The 21,752-nt window shown below is 69.5% G+C and carries 20 protein-coding genes and 1 pseudogene; 13 read left to right on the top strand and 8 right to left on the bottom strand.

Annotation, left to right across the window (positions count from 1 at the left end):
* Positions 1–34 precede the first annotated feature (34 nt).
* The 5 genes from IF67_RS0109985 to IF67_RS0109965 form a co-directional block, all read right to left on the bottom strand.
* Complete coding sequence (locus tag IF67_RS0109985) at positions 35–2,722, bottom strand: beta-N-acetylglucosaminidase domain-containing protein (protein ID WP_030984208.1); 2,688 nt, start codon at positions 2,720–2,722, stop codon at positions 35–37.
* 320 nt (positions 2,723–3,042) lie between these two features.
* On the bottom strand, positions 3,043–3,234 hold the full coding sequence (locus IF67_RS0109980; RefSeq protein ID WP_030984207.1) for a DUF6126 family protein: 192 nt from the start codon (positions 3,232–3,234) through the stop codon (positions 3,043–3,045).
* Between the two features lie 37 nt (positions 3,235–3,271).
* Entirely contained in the window at positions 3,272–3,898 is a 627-nt protein-coding gene (locus IF67_RS0109975) for a helix-turn-helix domain-containing protein (RefSeq protein WP_030984206.1), read from the bottom strand.
* 132 nt (positions 3,899–4,030) lie between these two features.
* On the bottom strand, positions 4,031–4,420 hold the full coding sequence (locus IF67_RS0109970) for a VOC family protein (protein ID WP_030984205.1): 390 nt from the start codon (positions 4,418–4,420) through the stop codon (positions 4,031–4,033).
* A gap of 303 nt (positions 4,421–4,723) precedes the next feature.
* Positions 4,724–5,134: a RidA family protein gene (locus IF67_RS0109965; RefSeq protein ID WP_030984204.1), complete on the bottom strand. Its 411-nt coding sequence runs from the start codon at positions 5,132–5,134 to the stop codon at positions 4,724–4,726.
* 240 nt (positions 5,135–5,374) lie between these two features.
* Between IF67_RS0109965 and IF67_RS0109960 the strand changes: the two genes are divergently transcribed.
* From IF67_RS0109960 to IF67_RS0109945, 4 genes are all read left to right on the top strand, one after another.
* A complete protein-coding gene (locus IF67_RS0109960; RefSeq protein ID WP_030984203.1) occupies positions 5,375–5,824 on the top strand; it encodes a ribonuclease domain-containing protein in 450 nt (149 codons plus the stop codon).
* Positions 5,825–6,222: 398 nt separating this feature from the next.
* Positions 6,223–6,891, top strand: a complete 669-nt coding sequence (locus IF67_RS0109955; protein WP_030984201.1) for a bifunctional 4-hydroxy-2-oxoglutarate aldolase/2-dehydro-3-deoxy-phosphogluconate aldolase — start codon at positions 6,223–6,225, stop codon at positions 6,889–6,891.
* A gap of 157 nt (positions 6,892–7,048) precedes the next feature.
* Positions 7,049–7,876 (top strand): transporter substrate-binding domain-containing protein, encoded by an 828-nt coding sequence (locus IF67_RS0109950; protein ID WP_030984200.1) that lies wholly within the window; start codon positions 7,049–7,051, stop codon positions 7,874–7,876.
* Positions 7,877–7,963: 87 nt separating this feature from the next.
* Complete coding sequence (locus IF67_RS0109945) at positions 7,964–8,434, top strand: PaaI family thioesterase (protein ID WP_051817832.1); 471 nt, start codon at positions 7,964–7,966, stop codon at positions 8,432–8,434.
* Positions 8,435–8,450: 16 nt separating this feature from the next.
* Here IF67_RS0109945 and IF67_RS41305 read toward each other — a convergent pair.
* Positions 8,451–8,732: pseudogene (locus IF67_RS41305) on the bottom strand (VOC family protein); the annotation flags it as partial.
* A 262-nt stretch (positions 8,733–8,994) separates the two neighbouring features.
* Here IF67_RS41305 and IF67_RS0109935 point away from each other — a divergent pair.
* From IF67_RS0109935 to IF67_RS0109905, 7 genes are all read left to right on the top strand, one after another.
* On the top strand, positions 8,995–9,714 hold the full coding sequence (locus IF67_RS0109935) for a GntR family transcriptional regulator (RefSeq protein WP_030984194.1): 720 nt from the start codon (positions 8,995–8,997) through the stop codon (positions 9,712–9,714).
* 373 nt (positions 9,715–10,087) lie between these two features.
* The gene (locus IF67_RS0109930) at positions 10,088–11,110 is read left to right on the top strand and encodes a sugar ABC transporter substrate-binding protein (RefSeq protein WP_030984193.1); all 1,023 of its coding nucleotides are present in this window, start codon (positions 10,088–10,090) and stop codon (positions 11,108–11,110) included.
* A gap of 188 nt (positions 11,111–11,298) precedes the next feature.
* Positions 11,299–12,312, top strand: a complete 1,014-nt coding sequence (locus IF67_RS0109925; RefSeq protein ID WP_420708626.1) for a sugar ABC transporter substrate-binding protein — start codon at positions 11,299–11,301, stop codon at positions 12,310–12,312.
* Positions 12,309–13,382: an ABC transporter permease gene (locus IF67_RS0109920; RefSeq protein ID WP_030984189.1), complete on the top strand. Its 1,074-nt coding sequence runs from the start codon at positions 12,309–12,311 to the stop codon at positions 13,380–13,382. Before IF67_RS0109925 ends, IF67_RS0109920 begins: the two co-directional genes overlap by 4 nt.
* The gene (locus IF67_RS0109915) at positions 13,379–14,188 is read left to right on the top strand and encodes an ATP-binding cassette domain-containing protein (protein ID WP_030984187.1); all 810 of its coding nucleotides are present in this window, start codon (positions 13,379–13,381) and stop codon (positions 14,186–14,188) included. Before IF67_RS0109920 ends, IF67_RS0109915 begins: the two co-directional genes overlap by 4 nt.
* Positions 14,189–14,418: 230 nt before the next feature.
* Positions 14,419–15,540, top strand: a complete 1,122-nt coding sequence (locus tag IF67_RS0109910; protein ID WP_030984186.1) for an ROK family glucokinase — start codon at positions 14,419–14,421, stop codon at positions 15,538–15,540.
* A complete protein-coding gene (locus IF67_RS0109905) occupies positions 15,537–16,109 on the top strand; it encodes a hypothetical protein (protein ID WP_030984184.1) in 573 nt (190 codons plus the stop codon). The genes IF67_RS0109910 and IF67_RS0109905 overlap by 4 nt, the downstream gene beginning before the upstream one ends.
* A gap of 271 nt (positions 16,110–16,380) precedes the next feature.
* On the opposite strand, the gene IF67_RS0109900 is transcribed toward IF67_RS0109905, so the two are convergent.
* The gene (locus IF67_RS0109900; protein WP_030984182.1) at positions 16,381–17,187 is read right to left on the bottom strand and encodes an alpha/beta hydrolase family protein; all 807 of its coding nucleotides are present in this window, start codon (positions 17,185–17,187) and stop codon (positions 16,381–16,383) included.
* 122 nt (positions 17,188–17,309) lie between these two features.
* Complete coding sequence (locus IF67_RS0109895; protein ID WP_030984180.1) at positions 17,310–18,854, bottom strand: FMN-binding glutamate synthase family protein; 1,545 nt, start codon at positions 18,852–18,854, stop codon at positions 17,310–17,312.
* Positions 18,855–19,504: 650 nt separating this feature from the next.
* On the opposite strand from IF67_RS0109895, the gene IF67_RS0109890 reads away from it, so the two are divergent.
* A complete protein-coding gene (locus tag IF67_RS0109890; protein ID WP_030984179.1) occupies positions 19,505–20,935 on the top strand; it encodes a cellulase family glycosylhydrolase in 1,431 nt (476 codons plus the stop codon).
* Positions 20,936–21,268: 333 nt separating this feature from the next.
* The gene (locus IF67_RS0109880; RefSeq protein WP_030984172.1) at positions 21,269–21,751 is read left to right on the top strand and encodes a hypothetical protein; all 483 of its coding nucleotides are present in this window, start codon (positions 21,269–21,271) and stop codon (positions 21,749–21,751) included.
* Position 21,752 lies beyond the last annotated feature (1 nt).

Genomic DNA, 21,752 nt, shown 5'->3' with positions numbered 1-21,752 from the left:
GAAAAGGCATCTCCCTTCAGCCCCTCGGTTCCCCTCAGTGCAGAATCACCTCATTGACCTCGGGGGACGCCGCCCCGTCCCGCCAGACCAGGCGCACGGCCTCGATCGCCCCGTCGCCCGCCGCGAGCCGCGTATAGGCCCCGGACAGCGTGCCGAGCGTCCGCCAGGCTCCGCCCGTACGGACCTCGACCTTCGCCACCCCGGCCGGTGCGCCCTGCGGCCGCAGAACGACCACGGACCGTGCCGCGCGGGGCGCGTCGGGTGTGCACTCCAGTGCCTCACCGGACTGCGCCGCCCGTGCCGCGCGATAGACGGTCGCCGGGTCACCGTCCGCCGCCGACCGCAGGGCGCTGCCGGCTTTCGCGGGCGGGCCGCCGGCCACCGTCACCGCATCGGCCCCGGCCACCGCGAACTCCCGCACCACCAGCCAGTTGTCCTGCGCCTGCGTGGCCCGTGCGCGGACGTACCGGGCCTTGGCACCGGCCGGCGGCGCGACACTGACCTCGGCCTTCCCGTCGAACGCGGCCAGCTGCTGCCAGTTCTTGTGGTCCGAGGAGTACTCCAGGACGCCGTGCCGCAGATAGTCGTCCGTGCTGCCGCTCTTGCCCATCGCCAGCCGGACCGTGCCCAGCGGACGCTCGGCATGCAGATCCAGCCCGATGAAGGAACCGGCCCTGGGCCCCGCGCCGCTCCAGAAGTATGTGGCGTCATCGCCGTCGGTCATCCGGGAGACCGCGTTGTCCTGGTAGACCGACAGATCCGTCGTCCCCTTCGGCCGGCCCACGACGCCCAGCGCCTCGTCGTGCGCGGCCACCGCGTCCTCGACAAAGGTGTCCAGGACCCCGTCCGCCACCAGCACCGGGACCTTCTTCCCCGACATGTCGACATACACGAAGGACTTGGCGTGCTGCACCAACTCCGGAATCTGCTGCCGCAGTTGCCAGGCCTTCGCGCCGTCACCCGCCCTGCTCGCCTCGATCAGCCGCAGGGCGGTACGCGCCGCGACGCCCCAGGCATGGGTCGCATCCAGCCACGGCTCGCTGTCCTGGACGAACCGCCGATCGGCGAGCCGGTCCCGCAGCACCCCCGGCGCGTCCTGAAGGGTCCGCAGCACCCCGTCCAGCCGTCGCGCGTCCCCGTCCTTGCCGAACTCCGCGATGGCGGCGGCCAGTTCGGGCGCCTGCTCCGGGTTGAGCGACGAGGCGTAATGGGCATCGGCGAAGGCCCGCAGCGCCCGTGCCGTACGGGCGTCGCCACCGGCCGATTCCTCGATCGCCGCGCCCCAGGAGGCACGGGCGTCGTACGCCGCGTCGTTCCACGCATAGTCGGCCACCGTGAACAGCGCGAGCTTGGACGCGGCGGGCTGGATCATCGGGTTCGCGGTGATCCCCGCCAGCTGCTCCGGCAGCCCCTTCTCCCGGCCGTTGAACGGCCCGAGCAACAGCCGGTTGGTCACATAGTCATTGACCGGATAGTTGTCCCACGTCAGGATCCGGTGCCCGAACACCTCCCGGGCCTGCCGCGCCTGGGCGACGGTCATCGTCGGCGCAATCACCCCCACGCCCGTCCACTCGACCAGCACATTCCCGTCCAGCTTGGCGGCCAGCGCCTTCTTGTACGGCGACGGCTTCACGTCGTAGTACTCGGTCGGCACCATCTGGAGCGGCTCGGCGCCCGGATGCGTGGCGATGAACTCCTGATGGACGCGATTGAGCAGATGCGCCTGTGCCGCCCCTGCCGCCCCGCCGCCGGTCCCGAAGGCGTCCTTGTCCGCCGCGCAGTTCCAGTCCGTGTAACTGATGTCGTCCAACGGCACCGCGAAGGTCCGCACACCGATGTCCCACAGCGTCTGGAACTTGGCGGTCAGCGCCTTGAGATCCGCGTCGGAGCTGTAGCAGACGGACAGCCCCGGGGAGAGCGCATAGGTGAACTCCACATGCCGCTCGTGCGCCCGGTCCACCAGCTCCTTGATCTGTGCCAGCTGCTCCGCGGGGTACGGGTCACGCCACTTCTCCCGCAAATAGGCATCGTCCTTCGGCGAGTACACATAGATGTTCATCTTGTGCTCGCCGTAGAAGTCGAGTTGGTCGAGCCGGGCGTCATGCGACCAAGGAGTTCCGTAGAAGCCCTCGATGACACCGCGCAGCGGCGTGGCCGGCCAGTCCCGTACGGCGGTGCCCCGCACCTGGGCACCCGGCCGCTCCCGGTGGGGCAGCAACTGCCGCAGCGACTGCGCGGCGTAGTACGTACCGGTGGCGTCCTTGCCGGACAAGGCGATCCGCCCCTCGCCGACGGCCAGCGCATAGCCCTCGGCGGGCAGCCCCTCGCTGCCCCGCGCCCCCAGCCCCTTCAGCGCCCGCGCCGCGCCCGCACCGTCCACATACACCGTCAACTGCCCGTGCGCCGGGGCCCGCTCGGCCCGTACGACCCGGTCGGCACCCGCGTCCTTGAGCGACTTCTCGACGACGGCCAGTGCCGGGGCATCGGCGTCCGGCCCGGCGACGACGGTCACGGACGGGGTGATGGTGACCAGGTCGGACCGGCTCTGAACGGAACGGGGCGTGGGGGAGATGGAACGGGAAGCAGCCATTCCGGGGCTGTCCCCGGGGCCGTCGTGCCCCGCATTCCCCCCGGCGCCCGACGGTGCCGCCATGCCCGTCAGGGGGATCACAGCCAAAGCCATGGCCAACGCGGTGGCCGCCGCCGTGCGCGTACGGTGCATCCTTCGGTCCTCCTCGGTACAGCGAGGTGCAGGGACGAGAGTCGTGCGAACCTTCGCGCCAGCACCCTTCACCTGCCCACCGCACCGGGGCAATGGACTTTCGAACCGAAGAGATGGACGTTGCCGAAGCCGGGCGACCACCCACCCCGCACCGAGCCGTTACGCCCGCCCCCACGAAGCCTTTCCCCACCCACTCACGGGAGGGGACGGGCCGGTCACCGCACCCGACACCCACCCGCCCGCCGCAGGCGCAACGGCGAGAAACCACCACGGCGGGACAGCCGAAAACGTGGGACGAAAGCCCAGCGCCGCGTCACGCGTCACCGCGTCTTGGCGACGATCACCAGGAAGCTCAGGAACGCCAGCAGCACATGCGTCGCCACGACATAGATGAACACGCGCACATACAGCCCGCGCGGTGGCGTGTCCTCCTTGTAGCTCGATGCGGCGGGTGACACCTCGGGAAGCGGCTCCGAAGACGGGGGAGCGGCAGGAGTGGTCTGATCGGGCACGACGTAGGGTCCTTCCTTCAAGAACGGCGCCGAGGGTTCACAGCCCGCGGCGCCTCGCGTCGTCGCCGAAGCACAGCTCGGCGGTCCCGCTTTGCAGCAACGTATGGACGAACAGCAGCTCGACCCCACCGTGCGAGGCGGCGGCGATGCGGTGCGGGGTGAGCGAGTCAAAGTGCGCGGCGTCGCCCGGGTCCAGCAGATGCACCGCCGCGCCGAGCGTCAGCCGCAGCCGTCCGTCGAGGACGTACAGCCACTCCTCGCCCGGATGCACCCGCACCAGATCGCCCTGGGCCCGCTGGGGCACATGGACCCGCAGCGCCTGCATGGCCCGCCCGGCGCCGCCCACCGGCCAGTACGTCCAGCCGCCGGCCTCCGACGGCTCCGTACGGCCCGCTCGGATGACCGGGTCCCGCTCCGGCACGGTCTCGCCGAGCAGGTCGGATACCGTGGTGCCATAGGTACGGGCCAGCGCCAGCAGCATGGGCAGTGAGGGCTGTCGCTGATTGGTCTCCAGCCGCGACAGATGCGCGGGCGAGAGTCCCACCAGCCGGGCCGCGGTCTCCAGCGTGAGACCACTGCGCTTGCGCAGGTCACGAAGTCGCGGCGCGACGGTGGACAGATCCTCCGGCGGAGTGCCGGAGGGCTCGTCGGGGAGCTCGGTCATATCCCCGGTATAACGACACTTCACCTCTCAGGCAAAAGATTTGCCTGAGAGGCAAACGCGGTGCGGGGCGGGCGCACCTCCCGGCGCTCCGCCCTGAGCCCCCAGTGGATGCTCCCGCCCCCGCTCCGGGACTCATTCCCCGGCGGCGTCCTCCGGGTACCACCGCAGCTCCACGGTGTTCCCGTCCGGGTCCTGTACGTAGATCGACTGGGCCTCGCCCCGTGCCCCGTAGCGGCTGCCCGGCCCCTCCAGCACGGTGAACCGGCCCGAGTCGATGACCTCCTGCCAGTCCAACGGCTCGACGACCAGGCAGATGTGATCCACGTTCGATTCGCCGCGGGGGCGGGCGACCAGGTCGATGATCGTGGTCGGGCTGATCCGTGCGGACGGGAACGGGGCGGTGCCGGCCCGCCACTCGTCCACCCGGACCGGCTCCAGCCCGAGCGGCCCGCAGTAGAAGTCCAGCGCACGCTCGACGTCCTGCACGTTGAGCACCAGATGATCGAAGTCCTTGACGCGCATGGGCATCCCTCCAGTGATGTCATCCGGCCCAGAGGCCGGCCCGGTCCGGTGCGGCCCGGTGGTCCGGTGCGGCCCGGTGGCCCGGTGCCACCGGGTCCGGGCCGCCGGTTCGGACCGCGCCTGGTGCAGCTCTGTCCGCACCGCTCCACCGGACCGGTCCGGTCCACGGTGAATTCAACCCGAACCTCGCCCGGACCCATTCCGGATCTGCCCCGGCCCCGTCCCGAATCCCTCCGGCCGTGACCGGCCTTGAGGCGGGAGGGTTCATCGGGCCGGTGCGCCGTGCCGGTTCATCGGGCCGGTTCAGTCGGGCAGTGCCACGGTGAGGTCCACCTCGACGAGCTGTCCGGGGAAGGCCAGCTGTGAGATGCCCAGGAGGGTGCTGGCGGCGCTGAGGGCCGGAGCGAGGGGGGAGTCGGTGAGCCGCCGCCAGGCCGTCCACAGGACCTCGGTCTCCTCGCTGCACACATAGATCACCGTGCGCAGCACGTCCTCAGGCTTGGCTCCTACGACCGCCAGGGCGGTCAGTGCGTTCGCCGCGACCTGGTCGATCTGCCGGCCGAGATCTCCGTCGCCCACGAGGGAACCGTCGCTGTCCAGCGGGCACTGTCCCGCCAAGTAGGCCGTCCGGCCGGCCTCGACGACGGTGATGTGGTGGTAGCCAGGTGTGGCGTGCAGTTGCTCGGGATTCATGCGGGTGATCTTCGCGTTCATGCCCCGGAGTCTCATGGGCCTGCGACGGCCATGCAAGCCGAATTCTCACGGGTCGAGACGATCAATCCTGTTTTGGTGCCCTCCAGGGGCCGGGCGGGGGAGCGGGCGCCATGCCGGTGGGACGCAGGTGCAATATAGGGACGATTGGGGCGGTTGAGGGGTGCGATGTGGTGAACTCCCTGCAAACTTCGGCCCGTTGGGATTGACAGGATCATGTCTACGCGCGTCATTCTGGTAAGCATGAGAATCCCCCCACGGATCACCAGGATCGGCGCCGCCGGCGCCCTCGCTTCGGCCCTTCTCATCGGCGGGACCGCGGTCGCCGCCACGCCTGCCGTCGCCACGACCCACACGGCCACCTCGTACGCCGCGGCGGCGCACGTCACGTCCGTGCACGTCAAAGGCGTCGGCAACGTCTGCTACTCCAAGTTGCCTTCGCAGGCCCACGACACCCTCGACCTGATCGCGAAGGGCGGGCCCTACCCGTATCCGAAGGACGGGACGGTCTTTGACAACCGGGAGGGCATCCTCCCGTCCCAGAGCTCCGACTACTACCACGAGTTCACCGTCATCACGCCGGGCTCTCCCGACCGCGGTGCGCGACGCATCGTGGCCGGCGAGAAGAAGGACGAGGACTACTACACCGCCGACCACTACAAGACGTTCGATCTCGTCGACCGCAGCTGCTGAGACCGACGGCTGAGCGGCCGGAGAGCCGCACCACAACCGAACAACGGGGGCGGCGGGCCGGTCAGGGCCTGCTGTCCCAACCCGCGGCGGCCGGGGTGCACATGCACCCCGGCCGCCGCCGTGCTGTGCGCCGGAGCTGCGCTCCCCTGCCGTGCGCCCCCTCCCACCTCCCTCTTCTCCCGATTCTTGGCAGAAGGGGCGCACAGGGCGCACCCCCGCGAGAGGATTGTCAGTGGCTGCCGGTAGCGTTTCGACAGAAACGAGGATCGGGCGGGCATCAGCGGAAAAAGACCATGTGCGGTCAGCTGCTGCGGCACGCCCCGGAAAGTGCCGTATCCGCCGTGGGGCACGGCGAGCCGGCATGGAGCGTTGGAGACAAGGAAGGACGGCGAACTGCCGTGTATCGCTGGGAGATCACCCGGGCCGCGCTGGCGCAGCGGGTTTTCGCCATCGTCCGTAGCAGAACCTATGACGAGGCGAGCGCCACGGCCGACACTCTTCTGTCAGCCGGCATCACCAGCCTGGAGATATCCCTCACCACCCCCTTCGCCCTGGAGGCGGTCACGACTCTCACCCGAGAGCTGGGCGACGACGCCATCATCGGTGCGGGCACGGTCCTTGACGCGGCATCGGCGCGCATGGCGGTCGACGCGGGCGCCCGCTACCTCGTCTCGCCGAGCCTTGACGCCGAGGTCATCCGTACCGGCCACCGCTATGGCATCCCGGTCTTCCCCGGGGTGTCGACGCCCACCGAGATGGTCCGTGCGCTCGAACTCGGTGCGGACGCGCTCAAGCTGTTCCCCGCCTCGGCGCACGATCCGTCCTGGCTGGCGGAGGTCCGTGCCTCGCTTCCGCAGGTGCCGCTGCTGCCGACGGGCGGGGTGACGGTCGACAGCGCGCCGGAGTGGATCGCGGCGGGGGCCGTTGCCGTGGGCATGGGGGCGGCGCTCTCCGAGGGCGACCGTGACACCGTCGCCAAGCGCGCCGCCGACCTCCTCAGCCGACTCGACGAAGCCGCTCCTCACCGCCCGACGACCAGGGGCACCGCGGACCTGTACGAGGACTGACGGTTCGCCGGCTCGTCGGCGCGCCGTTGCCTCAGCCCTCCGGCCCTCCACCGTCCCACTGGCCGGTCAAGGGGTTCACCTGAACCACGGGCTCTGCCACTCTGAGCGCTTCGATCATGTGATCACGTTGCCGCGTACCGGAGTCACAGGAGCCGTCATGAAGCGCGTCGCCACCCTCTCCGCTCTTGCCTGTCTGCTCGCCGTCACCGCCGCCGCCCCGGCGGTGTCGGACGCACCCGCCGCGAGAGGGGGCGCCACGCCCGCGGCCCGCGGGAACACGTCGGCCCTCGACGCGGTCCCCCGGCGCGGGGTGCTGCGGGTCTGCACCACCGGCGACTACCGCCCCTTCAGCCACCGCGACCCCAAGACCGGCACCTACAGCGGTGTGGACATCAAGATGGCCGAGGATCTCGCCAAGAGCCTTGATGCCACGCCCCGTTACGTGGCCACGACCTGGGCCGAGCTCGTCGGCGACCTCTCGGCCGGGCGCTGCGACATCGCCATGGGCGGCGTCTCGGTCACCCTCCCGCGCGCCCGTTCCGTCTACTTCAGCGAGCCCACCCGCACCGACGGCAAGACGCCCATCGTGCGCTGCGCGGACAAGGACACGTACCAGACCCTGCGGCAGATCGACCGGCCCGGAACGAAGGTCATCGTCAATCCTGGCGGGACCAACGAGGAATTCGCGCGCGCTCACCTCAAGCAGGCCACCATCACGGTCCACCCGGACAACACGACGATCTTCGACGAGATCATCGCGGGCCGTGCGGACGTGATGATGACCGATGCCAGTGAGACCCGCTACCAGGCCAAGATCCACCCCGAACTCTGTTCACTCCACCCGGACAAGCCCTTCTCCTTCTCCGAGAAGGCCTACGCCCTGCCCCGTGGCGACAACGAGTTCAAGGCGTATGTGGACCAGTGGGTGCACCTGGCCACCCATGACGGGACGTACCGCACGTACGAGGACGCCTGGATGAAGTAGCGCACCGTTCGTATGCGTGTCGTTTTGGAGAGCTGACTCTAATATCGGTCAGGGCGTCGGAGGTACGGGCGAGAGGCGGGTGGCGAGATGGCCGGTGCGGTGCGGGAGAGTGCGGTGAGTGCGGTGCTCGATCTTGCGTCGGCGCAAGAGGCACTGGACGCACAGCCGTTCAGCAGGCTGGTGCGGGCGCGGATCACCGAGTTCGGGCACGGTGCGGCGACGCTGGAGATCGATATCCGCGAGGAACTCCTGCAACAGCACGGTTTCGTGCACGGCGGAGTGTTGTCGTACGCCGCCGACAACACCCTTACCTTCGCCGCGGCCACGGCCCTGGGCCCGGCCATCGTCACCGGCGGCTTCTCCATCCAGTACCTGCGCCCGGCCGTCGGCCGTACGCTGCGCGCCCGCGCCGAGGTCGTCCAGGCCGGGCGCCGGCAGGCCGTGTGCCGCTGCGATCTGACGGTGATCGGCGCGGAGGGGGAGGAGAGCGTGTGCGCGGTGGCGCAGGGGACGGTACTGCCCCTCAACGGGCCGGCGGGCGGCAACGGTGAGGGGTAGTCGGGACCCGGGCGCTTCAGCCGGCGGCGGGCGTGCGGGATCCGCCACCGGTACGCGTGCCGGTGGCGGTATCGATGTCCGTGTCCGTGTCGGCGTCGGTGCTCGCGCCGGCCCCGGGGCCGGTTTCGCCGTGTGACGCCTGATGCCCGACGACATTGACGATCCGGCCGTTCGGGTCCTTGACGAAGAAGCGGCGGACGCCCCACTCCTCGTCCTGGAGCGTCCGGACGATCTGTGCGCCGCCGGCCAGCACGGCTGCGTAGGCCGCGTCCACGTCGTCGACCTCGATGCTCATGTCGCACCCGCTCCGGTGGATGTGACCGACGAGGGCAGTGTGCCAGCCGCGGCGCCGGAAGTGGCCGTCCCGGAGCCACCTGGGCTCCCGCCCCGGGGCCACCCCGCCCCCGCTACGAGCCAGGAAGCCGACCTCTCCACCTGCCCTTGTCCGGACAATGTGACCTCCGGACTTCCCGTCATCTGCCCGGACGGATACGCTCGCGAGCGTGGGGAAACGCGAAACAGAAGATGCCCTGGGCGCCGAGAGCCCCGTCCAGTTCAGCGTGGACCGGAGCAGTCCGGTCCCGCTGTATTTCCAGCTGTCCCAGCAGCTGGAGGCCGCGATCGAGCACGGCAAGCTGGCTCCCGGCAGTCTGCTCGGCAACGAGATCGAGCTCGCCGGCCGGCTCGGCCTGTCCCGGCCGACGGTGCGGCAGGCGATCCAGTCGCTGGTCGACAAGGGGCTGCTGGTGCGCCGTCGCGGCATCGGCACCCAGGTCGTCCACAGCCAGGTCAAGCGCCCGCTGGAGCTGAGCAGCCTCTACGACGACCTGGAGGCGGCCGGGCAGAAGCCGGCCACCCGCGTGCTGCTCAACACCACCACCACGGCCGACGCCGAGGTCGCCGCCGCGCTGGGGATCGCCGAGGGGGACGAGGTCGCGCTGGTCGAGCGGCTGCGGCTGACGCATGGCGAGCCCGTCGCGCATCTGCGCAATCACCTTCCCGTGGGGCTGCTGAAGCTGGAGACCGCCGAGCTGGAGGAGACCGGTCTGTACCGCCTGATGCGGTCGGCCGGCATCACCCTGCACAGCGCTCGTCAGGCCGTCGGTGCGCGCGCCGCGACCGCCGAGGAGGGTGAGCGCCTCGACGAGCCCGAGGGCGCTCCGCTGCTCACGATGCAGCGGACGACGTTCGACGACACCGGGCGCGCGGTCGAGTTCGGCTCGCACGTCTATCGCGCTTCCCGTTACGCCTTCGAGTTCCAGCTGCTGGTACGGCCCTGAGTCCCTGAGCGGGGGGGCGGACTGCCCGCCCTCTGGCCCTGAGCGCGGCATGGGCCCCGTAGCGCCCGTGTGCGCAACGCCGGGGCCGGGCCCTCCTGTGCCTGCCTGTCCGTGCCCGCCGGTGTCCGTCCGTGCCCGTCCGTGCGTGCCCGTGCGTGCCCCGGCACGTCCCTGACGCGGCCCCCGGACCGGTCGATTCGCCACCCCGGCCCCGAGCAGGTGGAGCAATATCACCCGCAATGCCCGGCTATGGGGTACCCGCGCGACACCCCCTCGTCAGAATGTTCTGACAAACTATTGACGTGGCTCTGCGCGCGCCGTTACAAACTCCTCCAGCCGCATTCCGGCGGCCGGGAGAAAAGGCGGTCCCACGATGATCGGCGTGCGTACGGCTGGTCCCCTCACTGTCCGCAGCGTCGCGGTGCGCCGCGCCGCCGCTTTACTGGCGACTGTCGCGCTGGCCGGCGGGTGCAGCGCCACCGGCGGCGAGGACGCCGACGGTGCGGGCGGTGGATCCGGCAAGGGCGCCGGCACCCCGCGCATGACCATCGGCATGGTCAGCCACTCCGGCGACGGCGACACCTTCTGGGACATCGTGCAGAACGGTGCCGAGCAGGCCGCCGCCAAGGACAACGTGAAGTTCCTGTACGCCCATGACAAGGAGGGCGCCCAGCAGGCCGCGCTGATCCAGTCGTACATCGACCAGAAGGTGGACGGGCTGATCGTCACCCTCGCCAAGCCGCAGGCCGTCAAGGCGGCCGTCCGCAAGGCCGTGGCGCAGGGCATCCCGGTCATCACCGTGAACTCCGGCGGCGAGTTCTCCCGGGCGTACGGGGCACTGACGCACATCGGACAGGACGAGTCGGTGGCCGGGCGCGCGGTCGGCGAGGAGCTCAATCACCGGCATGCGAAGAAGGTCCTCTGCGTCCTCCACGAGCAGGGCAATGTGTCGCTGGAGGACCGCTGCGCCGGCGTCCGCAAGGCCTTCCACGGGACCGTCGAGAACCTCGATGTCGACGGCACCAACGCACCGGCCTCGCAGTCCTCGGTCGAGGCCAAGCTCCAGTCGGACAAGTCCCTCGACGCGATCGTCACGCTCGGCGCGCCGATGGCGGCGATCTCCGTCAAGGCCAAGGAGGAGGCGGGCAGCGGTGCCCGGATCGCGACCTTCGACCTGAACTCCGCCGTCGTCAAGCTGCTCAAGGCCAAGGACGTCACCTTCGCCGTCGACCAGCAGCCCTACCTCCAGGGTTACGAGGCGGTGGATCTGCTCTGGCTCCACAAGGCCAACGCCGATGTGCTCGGTGGCGGAAAGCCGGTGCTCACCGGGCCCGCCCTGGTCACCGAGAAGGATGTACCGAAGCTGACCGAATACACCGGGCGAGGCACCCGGTGAAGCCACAGGGAAGACGGGACCCGATGAACCGGGACAGATCACCGGTAACGGATACTTGGCCGGTTGGGCCCGGCCGACCGGCGCCGGAGGCGGTGCAGGACACCGCCCGCGCACGGACCGGCCGGTCCGGACAGCGAATACAACCAACGCAGCCGACACGGCAGCATCAGCGGGAAGGGCGAGTCCTCGTGGCACGGGTTGGAAGAAGGGGACGCGTCGTCAGCGCCGTGCTGGCGGCGGCGCTCGGCGCCTCCCTGGCGGGGTGCAGCAGCACCGGAGGCCTGCGCGCCGAACAGGAGCGCGCCGCCAAGGCCGCCGGCGGCAAGGCCGCGGTGAACACCCCCAGGTGGACGTTCGCGATGGTCACCCACTCGGGAGACGGCGACACCTTCTGGGACATCGTCCAGAACGGCGCCCAGCAGGCCGCCGTCAAGGACAACATCAAGTTCGTCTACGGGCACGACAAGGAGGCTCAGCGGCAGAGCCAGCTGGTGCAGTCCTATATCGACCAGAAGGTCGACGGGCTGATCGTCTCGCTCGCCAAGCCCAATGCCATGAAGGACGTGGTCGCCAAGGCCGAGAAGGCCGGTATCCCGGTGATCACGGTGAACTCAGGCGCCGAGGAGTCCAAGGCCTTCGGGGCGCTCAGCCACATCGGCCAGGACGAGACGGTGGCCGGCGAGGCGGTCGGCGAGGAGCTGAACAAGCGCGGCCGCAAGAAGGCCCTGTGCGTCCTGCACGAGCAGGGCAACGTCGGCCATGAGCAGCGCTGCGACGGCGCGAAGAAGACCTTCAAGGGCGATCTGCAAAAGCTGTATGTCGAGGGCACCAACATGCCCGACGTGCAGTCCTCCATCGAGTCCAAGCTCCAGGCGGACAGCTCCATCGACGCCGTCGTCACGCTCGGCGCCCCGTTCGCCCCCACCGCCGTCAAGGCCAAGGAGCAGGCCGGCAGCAAAGCCGAGATCGACACCTTCGACCTCAACGCCCAGGTCGCGACCGGCCTCAAGGACGGCACCCTCGGCTTCGCCGTCGACCAGCAGCCCTACCTCCAGGGCTACGAGGCGGTCGACCTGCTGTGGCTCTACAAGTACAACTCCGATGTCCTCGGCGGCGGAAAGCCGGTGCTCACCGGACCCCAGGTGATCACCAAGAAGGACGCCGCCGCGCTGGAGGACTACACGAAGCGGGGGACCCGATGAGCCACGCCGACGCGGCGCCGCCGGCGCCCGCGGGACCGCCGGTCAAGAGCAACGGCGACGAGCGGCTGCTGCACCGCTCCCTGGGGCGCCGGCTGATGGGCCGCCCCGAACTGGGTTCGGTCGTCGGCGCCGCCGCGGTCTTCGTGTTCTTCTCGATCGTCGCCGAACCGTTCCTGCGGGCCTCCAGCCTCTCCACCGTGCTCTATGCGTCCTCGACGATCGGGATCATGGCCGTGCCGGTGGCGCTGCTGATGATCGGCGGGGAATTCGATCTCTCGGCCGGCGTCATGGTCGTCAGCTCGGCGCTGATCTCCTCGATGTTCAGCTACCAGATGACGGCCAACACCTGGGTGGGTGTCGGGGTGTCCCTGCTGGTCACCCTGGCCATCGGAGCCTTCAACGGGCTGCTGCTGACCCGTACCAAACTGCCCAGCTTCATCATCACGCTGGGCACCTTCTTCATGCTGACCGGCCTCAACCTCGGCTTCACCAAACTGATCAGCGGCACCGTCTCGACGAAATCCATCGCCGACATGGAGGGCTTCGAATCGGCCCGTACGCTCTTCGCCTCGCATCTGACCCTCGGCAGCGTCGACATCCAGGTCACCATCCTGTGGTGGATCGTGCTGGTCGCCGTCGCCACCTGGATCCTGTTGCGCACCCGCGTCGGCAACTGGATCTTCGCGGTCGGCGGCAACGCCGACGCCGCGCGGGCGGTCGGCGTCCCGGTCGCCAAGACCAAGATCGGCCTCTACATGGGCGTCGCCTTCGCCGCCTGGGTCTCCGGCCAGCACCTGCTGTTCTCGTACGACGCGATCCAGTCCGGCGACGGCGTGGGTAATGAATTCCTCTACATCATCGCCGCGGCGGTCGGCGGCTGTCTGATGACCGGCGGCTTCGGCTCGGCGATCGGTGCCGCCGTCGGCGCCTTCATCTTCGGCATGGCCAGCAAGGGCATCGTCTACGCGCAGTGGAATCCGGACTGGTACAAGTTCTTCCTCGGCGCGATGCTGCTGCTCGCCACACTCCTGAACGCATGGGTCCGCAAGCGGGCGGAGGAAAAGGCATGACAGCGCTGGTCGAGCTGAGAGACGTCAGCAAGTACTACGGCAATGTCCGGGCACTGGAAGGCGTGTCCCTGGAGGTGCACGCCGGGGAGATCTCCTGTGTGCTCGGCGACAACGGCGCCGGCAAATCCACCCTCATCAAGATCATCGCGGGACTGCACCGGCACGACGCAGGATCCTTCACCATCGACGGCGAGGAGGCCTCCCTCTCCTCCCCGCGCGAGGCCCTGGACCGCGGCATCGCCACCGTCTACCAGGACCTGGCCGTCGTCCCCCTCATGCCGGTGTGGCGGAATTTCTTCCTCGGCTCCGAGCCCACCACCGGCGTGGGCCCCTTCAAGCGGCTCGACGTCAGGACGATGCGCGAGACCACCCGCAGCGAGCTGCTGCGGATGGGCATCGACCTGCGCGATGTCGACCAGCCCATCGGCACCCTCTCGGGTGGCGAACGGCAGTGCGTCGCCATCGCCCGCGCCGTCTACTTCGGGGCCAAGGTCCTCGTCCTGGACGAGCCGACGGCGGCACTGGGCGTCAAGCAGTCCGGCGTCGTCCTCAAGTACGTCGCGGCCGCGCGGGACGCCGGGCTCGGCGTGGTGTTGATCACCCACAACCCGCACCACGCCTATCTCGTCGGCGACCGCTTCGTCCTTCTCAAACGCGGCACGATGGCCGGCAGCCACGCCAAATCGGAGATCGCCCTGGAGGAGCTGACCCGCCAAATGGCGGGCGGCAGCGAGCTGGAACAGCTCAGCCATGAGCTTGCCCGGACCGCGACACCGGAATTCCCCGGCGGTCACCGGCCCGAGTGATCATCCCCGCGCCCCGCGCAGGCCCACGGGCCGCGCGGGGCGCATTACTCCCCGTCGCGGTGCGCCGGACGCCGCCGGTGATGCACAATCGCACCGAACCCGCACATCGAGGCCCCGGCCTCCCGAGACCCCGCAGGGACGAGACGACTCTTGCGAGCACGCAGCCGCCGCATGGGGGTACCACCCGCGCCCCTCAGGCAATGGGGGAGCAACGGCGAAGAGGTGGGTCGATGAGCATGTACCGGGACCGGGTGCACCGAGGATCCGCCAGAGCCACCGTGCTGCGCACGGTCGGCACCCGTGAGCGGCGCTCGCATCTGACCGCCCCCCGGGTGCCCACCGTCGGCATCGACATCGGCGGCACCAAGGTCATGGCGGGTGTCGTCGACGCCGACGGCGCCATCCTGGAGAAGGTCCGCACCGAGACGCCGGACAAGTCCAAGAGCCCCAGGGTCGTCGAGGACACCATCACCGAGCTGGTGCTCGACCTCTCCGACCGGCACGACGTCCATGCGGTCGGCATCGGCGCGGCCGGCTGGGTCGACGCGGACCGCAGCAAGGTGCTGTTCGCGCCGCATCTGAACTGGCGCAACGAACCGCTGCGCGACCGCCTCGCCGGCCGTCTCGCGGTCCCGGTCATGGTCGACAACGACGCCAACACCGCCGCGTGGGCGGAGTGGCGCTTCGGCGCCGGCCGCGGCGAGGACCACCTCGTCATGATCACCCTTGGCACCGGCATCGGCGGCGCGATCCTGGAGGACGGCGCGGTCAAGCGCGGCAAGTACGGCGTGGCCGGTGAATTCGGCCATATGCAGGTCGTCCCCGGCGGCCACCGCTGCCCGTGCGGCAACCGCGGCTGCTGGGAGCAGTACAGCTCCGGCAACGCCCTGGTGCGCGAGGCCCGCGAGCTGGCCGTGGCCGACTCCCCGGTCGCGTACAACATCATCGACCGGGTCGGCGGGCGCATCGGCGACATCACCGGACCGTTGATCACCGAGCTGGCCCGGGAGGGCGACGCGATGTGCGTCGAGCTCCTCCAGGACATCGGCCAGTGGCTCGGCGTCGGCATCGCCAACCTCGCCGCCGCCCTCGACCCGTCCTGCTTCGTCATCGGCGGCGGTGTCAGCGCCGCCGACGACCTGTTGATCGGCCCGGCCAGGGACGCCTTCCGGCGCCATCTCACCGGCCGCGGCTACCGCCCCGAAGCCACCATCACCAAGGCCCAGCTGGGCCCCGAGGCCGGTATGGTCGGCGCCGCCGACCTCGCCCGCCTGGTGGCCCGCCGCTTCCGGCGCGCCAACCGGCGCCGCGTGGAGCGCTACGAACGCTACGAACGGGCGGGCCGACGATGACCGACACCGACCTGCACACCGTGCACGACGATCCGCACCCCGCTACGCCGCCCCGCGTCAAGCGCCGCCGCCCCGTGCTGATGGCACTGATCGTCTTCCTGCTGATCGCGATCCCGGCCGGCTATATCGTCATCTCCGCCGAGCAGAGCCGGGACAGCGGCGAGGGCAAGGAGGCCGAGGCCGCCGCCACCGGCCTGACCAACGCCTTCCCCTCCAAGGTCCAGCAGCGGATCTACAACGTCCCGGTACCGATCGGCTCCACCCCGGTCTACTACTACGAGACCAACTCCTGGCAGACCAGCTCGCTGTTCGTGCAGTTCAGGACCAACAAGTGGGGCCTCGAGCACTACCTCAACGCCGTCGGCACCAGCACCGCCGCCCTCAAGAAGAACCAGAAGACGATCCCGCCCGACCAGGCGTCGAAGGTCGGCTGGGACTTCAGCCTCGACGTGCCGTGGGCCGGTACGACGACCACGGGCCGGGCACCGCACCCGTACCAGCGGATCATGGTCAACTACGACGAGCCGGGGCACCCCGTCGTCCACACCGTCTCGACCGTGAAGTTCTGACCTCGCCTGCTGCGTTTGGCTGGAGATTCCAGTGGCTTGTGCTGAGGGACCCCCGGCGGCTTGCCGGCGGGGGTCCCTGCGTTCGGGGACGGGCCCGGGGGGTCTTTTCCCGACACCGGCCAACCTCATTCGGATCATCGACGGGGAGGCAGACGAGGGTCATGTGCCACGGGGCACCGTCGTTCGCTGGTCGTTTGGGGGCGCCGATCCGGGCGGCTCTCTCGTCTGCGTCCGTTGACTGGGTGCCGGCCAGGGGGTGCACCCTGCGGCACTATCCGAGCGAGCTCTTCACCACCTGAGATGTGTCTCCTGCGGGCCGTGGTCCGTGGATGTACTGGTCGGCCCAGGCGCTGATGATGTGGGCGGCTCGCTGTGCTTGTCCTCGGGCGGTCAGGAGATGGTCTGCTCCTTCGAGTGAGACGAAGCTTCGCGGGTGTCGTGCCTCGCGGAAGATCTCTCCGGCGTTGTCGATGTCGACGGTGTTGTCGGTCGGCGAATGCAGGACGAGTAGCGGCAGGTCCAACTCACCGATCCGGTCGCGCAGGTGAGCACGGCGGACGTCTTCGACGAAGGCGCGCTTGAGGACCAGGGTCCTCCCGCCGACGAACCACTCGTGCGACCCTTCGCTGAGCACGCGATCCACGACCGCGTCGTACTGTCGCTCGACGTGGCTGGGATCGACCGGCGCCCCGATCGTGGCGACCGCGCGGACGCCGGTTGCCTCGGCCGCCGCGGCGAGGACGGCGGCGCCTCCCCATGAGTGCCCCACCAGCAGGTCTGCCGGAGTCCCTCGCTCCGCCATCATGGCTGCGGCACGGATCGTGTCCTGGACCTTGACGGTGAAGGAACCGTCCCCCCAGTCGCCGTCGGAGTCCCCGATCCCGAGGTTGTCGAAGCGCAGCATTCCGATCCCCTCGCGTGCCAGCTGCTTGCTGACACGCGACGCGGCCGGCGAGCCCTTGCCGAGCGTGAATCCGTGCACGAAGATCCCCCAGCCGCGGATCTCGCCGTCCGGCAGGTCGATCGCTCCGGCCAGTTCGGGGCCGACGACGCTCGGGAATCTCACTTTTTCGCTCATGTTGTGATCACCTAGGCAGGGGCTGTTCGTGGAGCAGGGAAGACAAGGGTGCCACCGGCCGGCGCCACGCGCGCGCTCCGGGCAGGGGAGCGCCGAGCGCGGTGCCTGCCGTGATCGGCGCGTCAGGCGGTCGGCTTCTGGCCGGAGGACTGCTCGGTGGTGAGCAGTGCGGTGATCTCCTCGGCGAGGTGCGGGCCGAGCTCGCCCCAGCCGTCCTTGTAGCCGTAGACGCCGGCCAGGGTGCGGGCCTCGTAGTCGCCGTTCATGATCTCGATGTCCGTGGCCGTGATGAGCGCCGGGTGGGCGACACCGACGGCCGCCGAGACCTTCAGCAGCTCCTTGCGGAGGGTGCGCAGGTAGACAGCGGCCCGGGTGGCCTTCGAGGTCGGGTCGAGGCCGCGGGCCAGCCACGGGCTCTGGGTGGCGATGCCGGTGGGGCACTTGTCGGTGTGGCACTTCTGCGCCTGGATGCAGCCGATCGACAGCATCGCCTCACGGGCCACGTTGATCATGTCGGCACCCAGAGCGAAGGCGACCGCGGCGTTCTCGGGCAGGCCGAGCTTGCCGGAGGCGATGAAAGTCAGGTCGTCGGTCAGCCCCCGCTCGGCGAAGGCGCCGTAGACCCGGGAGAAGCCCATCCGGAAGGGCAGCGACACCGAGTCGGAGAAGGTCAGCGGTGCCGCCCCGGTGCCGCCCTCGCCGCCGTCGATGGTCACGAAGTCGACACCACGGTCACCACGCGCCATCAGCGTGGCCAGTTCCTGCCAGAACTCCATCTCGCCCACCGCGCTCTTGATCCCGACCGGCAGGCCGGTCTCGGTGGCGAGCAGTTCGACGAAGTCGAGCATCGAGTCGACGTCGCCGAACGCGGTGTGCCGCGACGGGGAAGCGCAGTCCTCGCCGAGCGGGATGCCGCGGATCTCGGCGATTTCCGGTGTCACCTTCGCGCCCGGCAGCATTCCGCCCAGCCCCGGCTTGGCACCCTGGGAGAGCTTGATCTCTATCGCCTTGACCGGGGCGCCGGCGACCACATCCTTGAGCTTGTCGATGTTGAAGCTGCCGTCCTCGTTGCGGCAGCCGAAGTAGGACGTACCGATTTGAAGGACGAGGTCGCCGCCGTTGCGGTGGTGCGGCGAGAGACCGCCCTCGCCCGTGTTGTGCAGGGTGCCCGCAAGCGCCGCCCCCTTGTTGAGCGCCGTGATCGCCGCGCCGGAGAGCGATCCGAAGCTCATCGCCGAGATGTTCACCACGCTCGCCGGTCGGAACGCCTTGGCGCGCCCGCGCGGCCCGCCCAGCACCTTGGCTGACGGCAGTGGGGCCTGCGGGTCGTGCATGTCGGGCAGCGTGCCGGCGAACGTGCGCTGCTTCAGGTAGGCGTGCCCCTGCGTGTGTTCCACGTCGTTGTCGGTGCCGAACCCGAAGTAGTTGTTCTCCCCCTTCGCCGACGCGTAGATCCAGGTGCGCTGGTCACGACTGAACGGGCGCTCCTCGTCGTTGGAGGTCACTATGTACTGCCGCAGCTCAGGCCCGATCGTCTCCAACAGGTACCGGGCGTGCCCGAGCACGGGGAAGTTCCGGAGCAATGCGTGCTTCTTCTGGACAAGGTCACGAGCGGCCACCAGTGCCAATGCTGTTGCGGTGGCCGTGGCGATGGTCCGGGCGCGCATGAACGTTCCTCTCCTCGGTGCTGGACTCCATTGCCATGCAGTGGAGTCGTCGTGCCGGGCGTTGGGCGGCGGGCACGACCCAGCGGGCGTCAGCGTCCGTCGGAGGACGCCAAGCGATATTAGGGGCTCGCCCGGATAGAGGGTCGCGGGTGGGGTGCTCTTGCCAGTGCTGGGTGGTCCAGGCACGTCGGAACAGGCTGTGCACGGTGACGCTCGTGTCACACGGTGTAACGTCTGAGCGTCGGCCTTGCGGTGTCGGTGAGACGAACGCGTATGGGTCAGGACTCGTTGCAGTTCTGGCGAGTGTCCGGTCGGGCTCGCGAGACGTTCGAGGCGGGGTTTGCCGAACCGGTTCGGCGAGCCGCTGAGGGAGCCGTGCAGGTAGCTGGGTTTGCGGTGGTTGGCGCGGGCCGGGAGCCGCGAAGAGCCCGAGGAAACCCCCAGCCAAGGCCTCGAGGAAGACCCAGGCGAAGGCCCTGGGGAATTTCCCGGCGATGACGCCGGGGAAGCCCTTGAAGAAGGAAGCCCGGCCAACTCCCGCCAACTCCCGCCAACTCCCGCGAACTCCTGGGAACTTCACCCACCCGCCAGTAACATCCGGCCGGCCAGTAGCACGCCGCCCAAGCAGCCACCTCGAAAGGGGCTCCTGCATGCGATTGACCTCCCGCGTCGCCCCCGCCGCCCTCGCCGTGGCCGCCCTCCTGCTCGGCGCCCTCCCCGCGCAGGCCCAGGCCGACCCCGACCGCGCCCCCGACCGTGCCCCCGACCGGGTCACGGTCGGTGACCGCACCTTCATCGCCGACGGCCAAGGCCGCGCGCTCCAGTGGCGCGGCTTCAACCTCGCCGACAAGAGCAGCCGAGGCACCAACGCGTTCGCCGACATCCACGAGAGCGACCTCAAAGACATGGCCGCCCGGGGCTTCAACCTCGCGCGCCTCGCGTTCTTCTGGGACGACCTCGAACCCACCCCCGGGCACTACAACCGCGGCTACCTCACCAAGATGCGCCGCATCCTCGACTGGGCCAACCGCTACCACATCAAGGTCATCCTCGACGCCCACCAGGACGTATACGGCCCCCACTTCGGCTCCCGCGGCATCCCCGACTGGGCCACCCGTGACGAGGGGTTGCCGTTCTGGCCGATACCCGACGACTGGTTCTCCGAGTACTTCGAGCCATCCGTACAGACCGCCTTTGACCACCTGTACAAGGACGCCGACCTCCGCGCCGCGCACGCTCGCATGTGGATGACGGTCGCCTCCGCCCTGGGCAGGCACCCGGCGCTGCTCGGCTACGACCTGATGAATGAGCCGTTCGCGAAGTTCCTCGAAGGCGAAGACCTCCCCGCCGCCGCGGCCCGCTTCGAGGCCACCGAGCTCACCGAGCTGTGGAACCGCCTTGCCCAGGCGATCCGCCTGGTCGACCACAGGTCGTGGGTATTCGTCGAACCAACCGTCATCGTCGGTGCCGGCGTCCCGACCCAGATGGGCCACATCGACGACCCGCACACCGGCTACGCGCCGCACTTCTACGAGACCGCGATGGAAACCGGCGCCGACTACGACCCCAACGGCACCTTCATCCCCGCCTACGAGGCCGCGATCAGCGACTACCCGACCCGTCACCGCATGCCGGTGATCGTGGGGGAGTGGGGCGGCAACCCCTACGTTCCGCACGCAAGCCAGTTCGTCACCGACATGACGGCCTCCCTGGACCGCTTCTCCAGTGGCTGGACGTGGTGGCAGTGGTGCCGGGGCGGCGGCTACTGCTTCCTCGACCAGACGGGCGCCGCGAAGCCCAACGCCCAGCTGCTCGTCCAGCCGTACGCGCAGGCCGTCGCGGGCGACCCGCTCACGTTCGCGTACGAGCCGGCTACACGCACCTACACGCTCACCTTCCGCACCCGCGACAACGCAGAGGGACCCACCCGGATCACCGTGCCCAGGGACACGTACCCAGGCGGCTACCGCGTCGATATCCGAGGCAACAAGGCCAGTTGGGACGACCACGGCCAGACCGTCACCGTGAGAACCCACGGCAGCGCCGGAGCCGCCTACAGGGTCACGATCAGCCCGCGGTAGCCCACCCGATTCGCTCGGGGGCTGCGGCCCGCGGCCCGGGACGGCGTCGCCGACGAGGACCAGGAGGTGACCGTCGAACGCACGGACAGCAGGCCAAAGGCCCGACGCCACAGCGGCTCTCAGGACGCCCGCAAGAAGTGGCGAACCGCCAGGTACGCGAATGGCGCAGCGTCATCGACGCTGACATCATCGGCGTCGCCGACACCCCGGAGAAGGCCGTGACCAAGGTCCGCCGCGTCAAATGCGGGGTGTGACCGAATCCGTCTGATCTGCTGATCGGAGTCGACGTAGACGCCTTCCTCCTCTCTCTACAGCACCCGTATACAGACACAGGTGGCCCACCTGGTCCTGCGCCACCTGTCCCTCCCGGTGCACGGGAACACCTACATGCGGGGAGTACTCCCACCACAGGGCGGGGAGGAAGCCGTCTGCGTTGCCGTCGGCACGAAGGACGCGTGTGCACCGGACCTGAATGTCTACGAAATCCCCCTGATCCAGGACGAGATCATCATCGCCGCCGGCGAAGTCCTCCAGATCGTGCGGGCCGCCCAGACCGCAGACCCCTTCTGCCGGACCTTTTACCGCGACGACGAAGGCGACCTGTCGCAGATGCCGTCCCTGACCCTTGACCTCCTCGACATCCGAGGAGACCAGGAGCAGCAGGAACCGGCTGTCCTGACCCCAGAGACGATGCACTCGACAGACAGGGCGAATCTGGTGGGGGTCCTCCCCCTGGCGCCCGTACGGCATCGGCTGTACTGGTCCTGCGGGGACTGGCCCGGAATCATCGCCTCGGACGCTGAGACCTCCAGCTAAC

Origin of the sequence: Streptomyces sp. NRRL S-1813 (genome assembly GCF_000719605.1) — a bacterium.
Classification (GTDB): domain Bacteria; phylum Actinomycetota; class Actinomycetes; order Streptomycetales; family Streptomycetaceae; genus Streptomyces; species Streptomyces decoyicus.
Note: the sequence above shows the minus strand (reverse complement) of the source record. Positions and strands in the feature narration are given on the sequence as shown.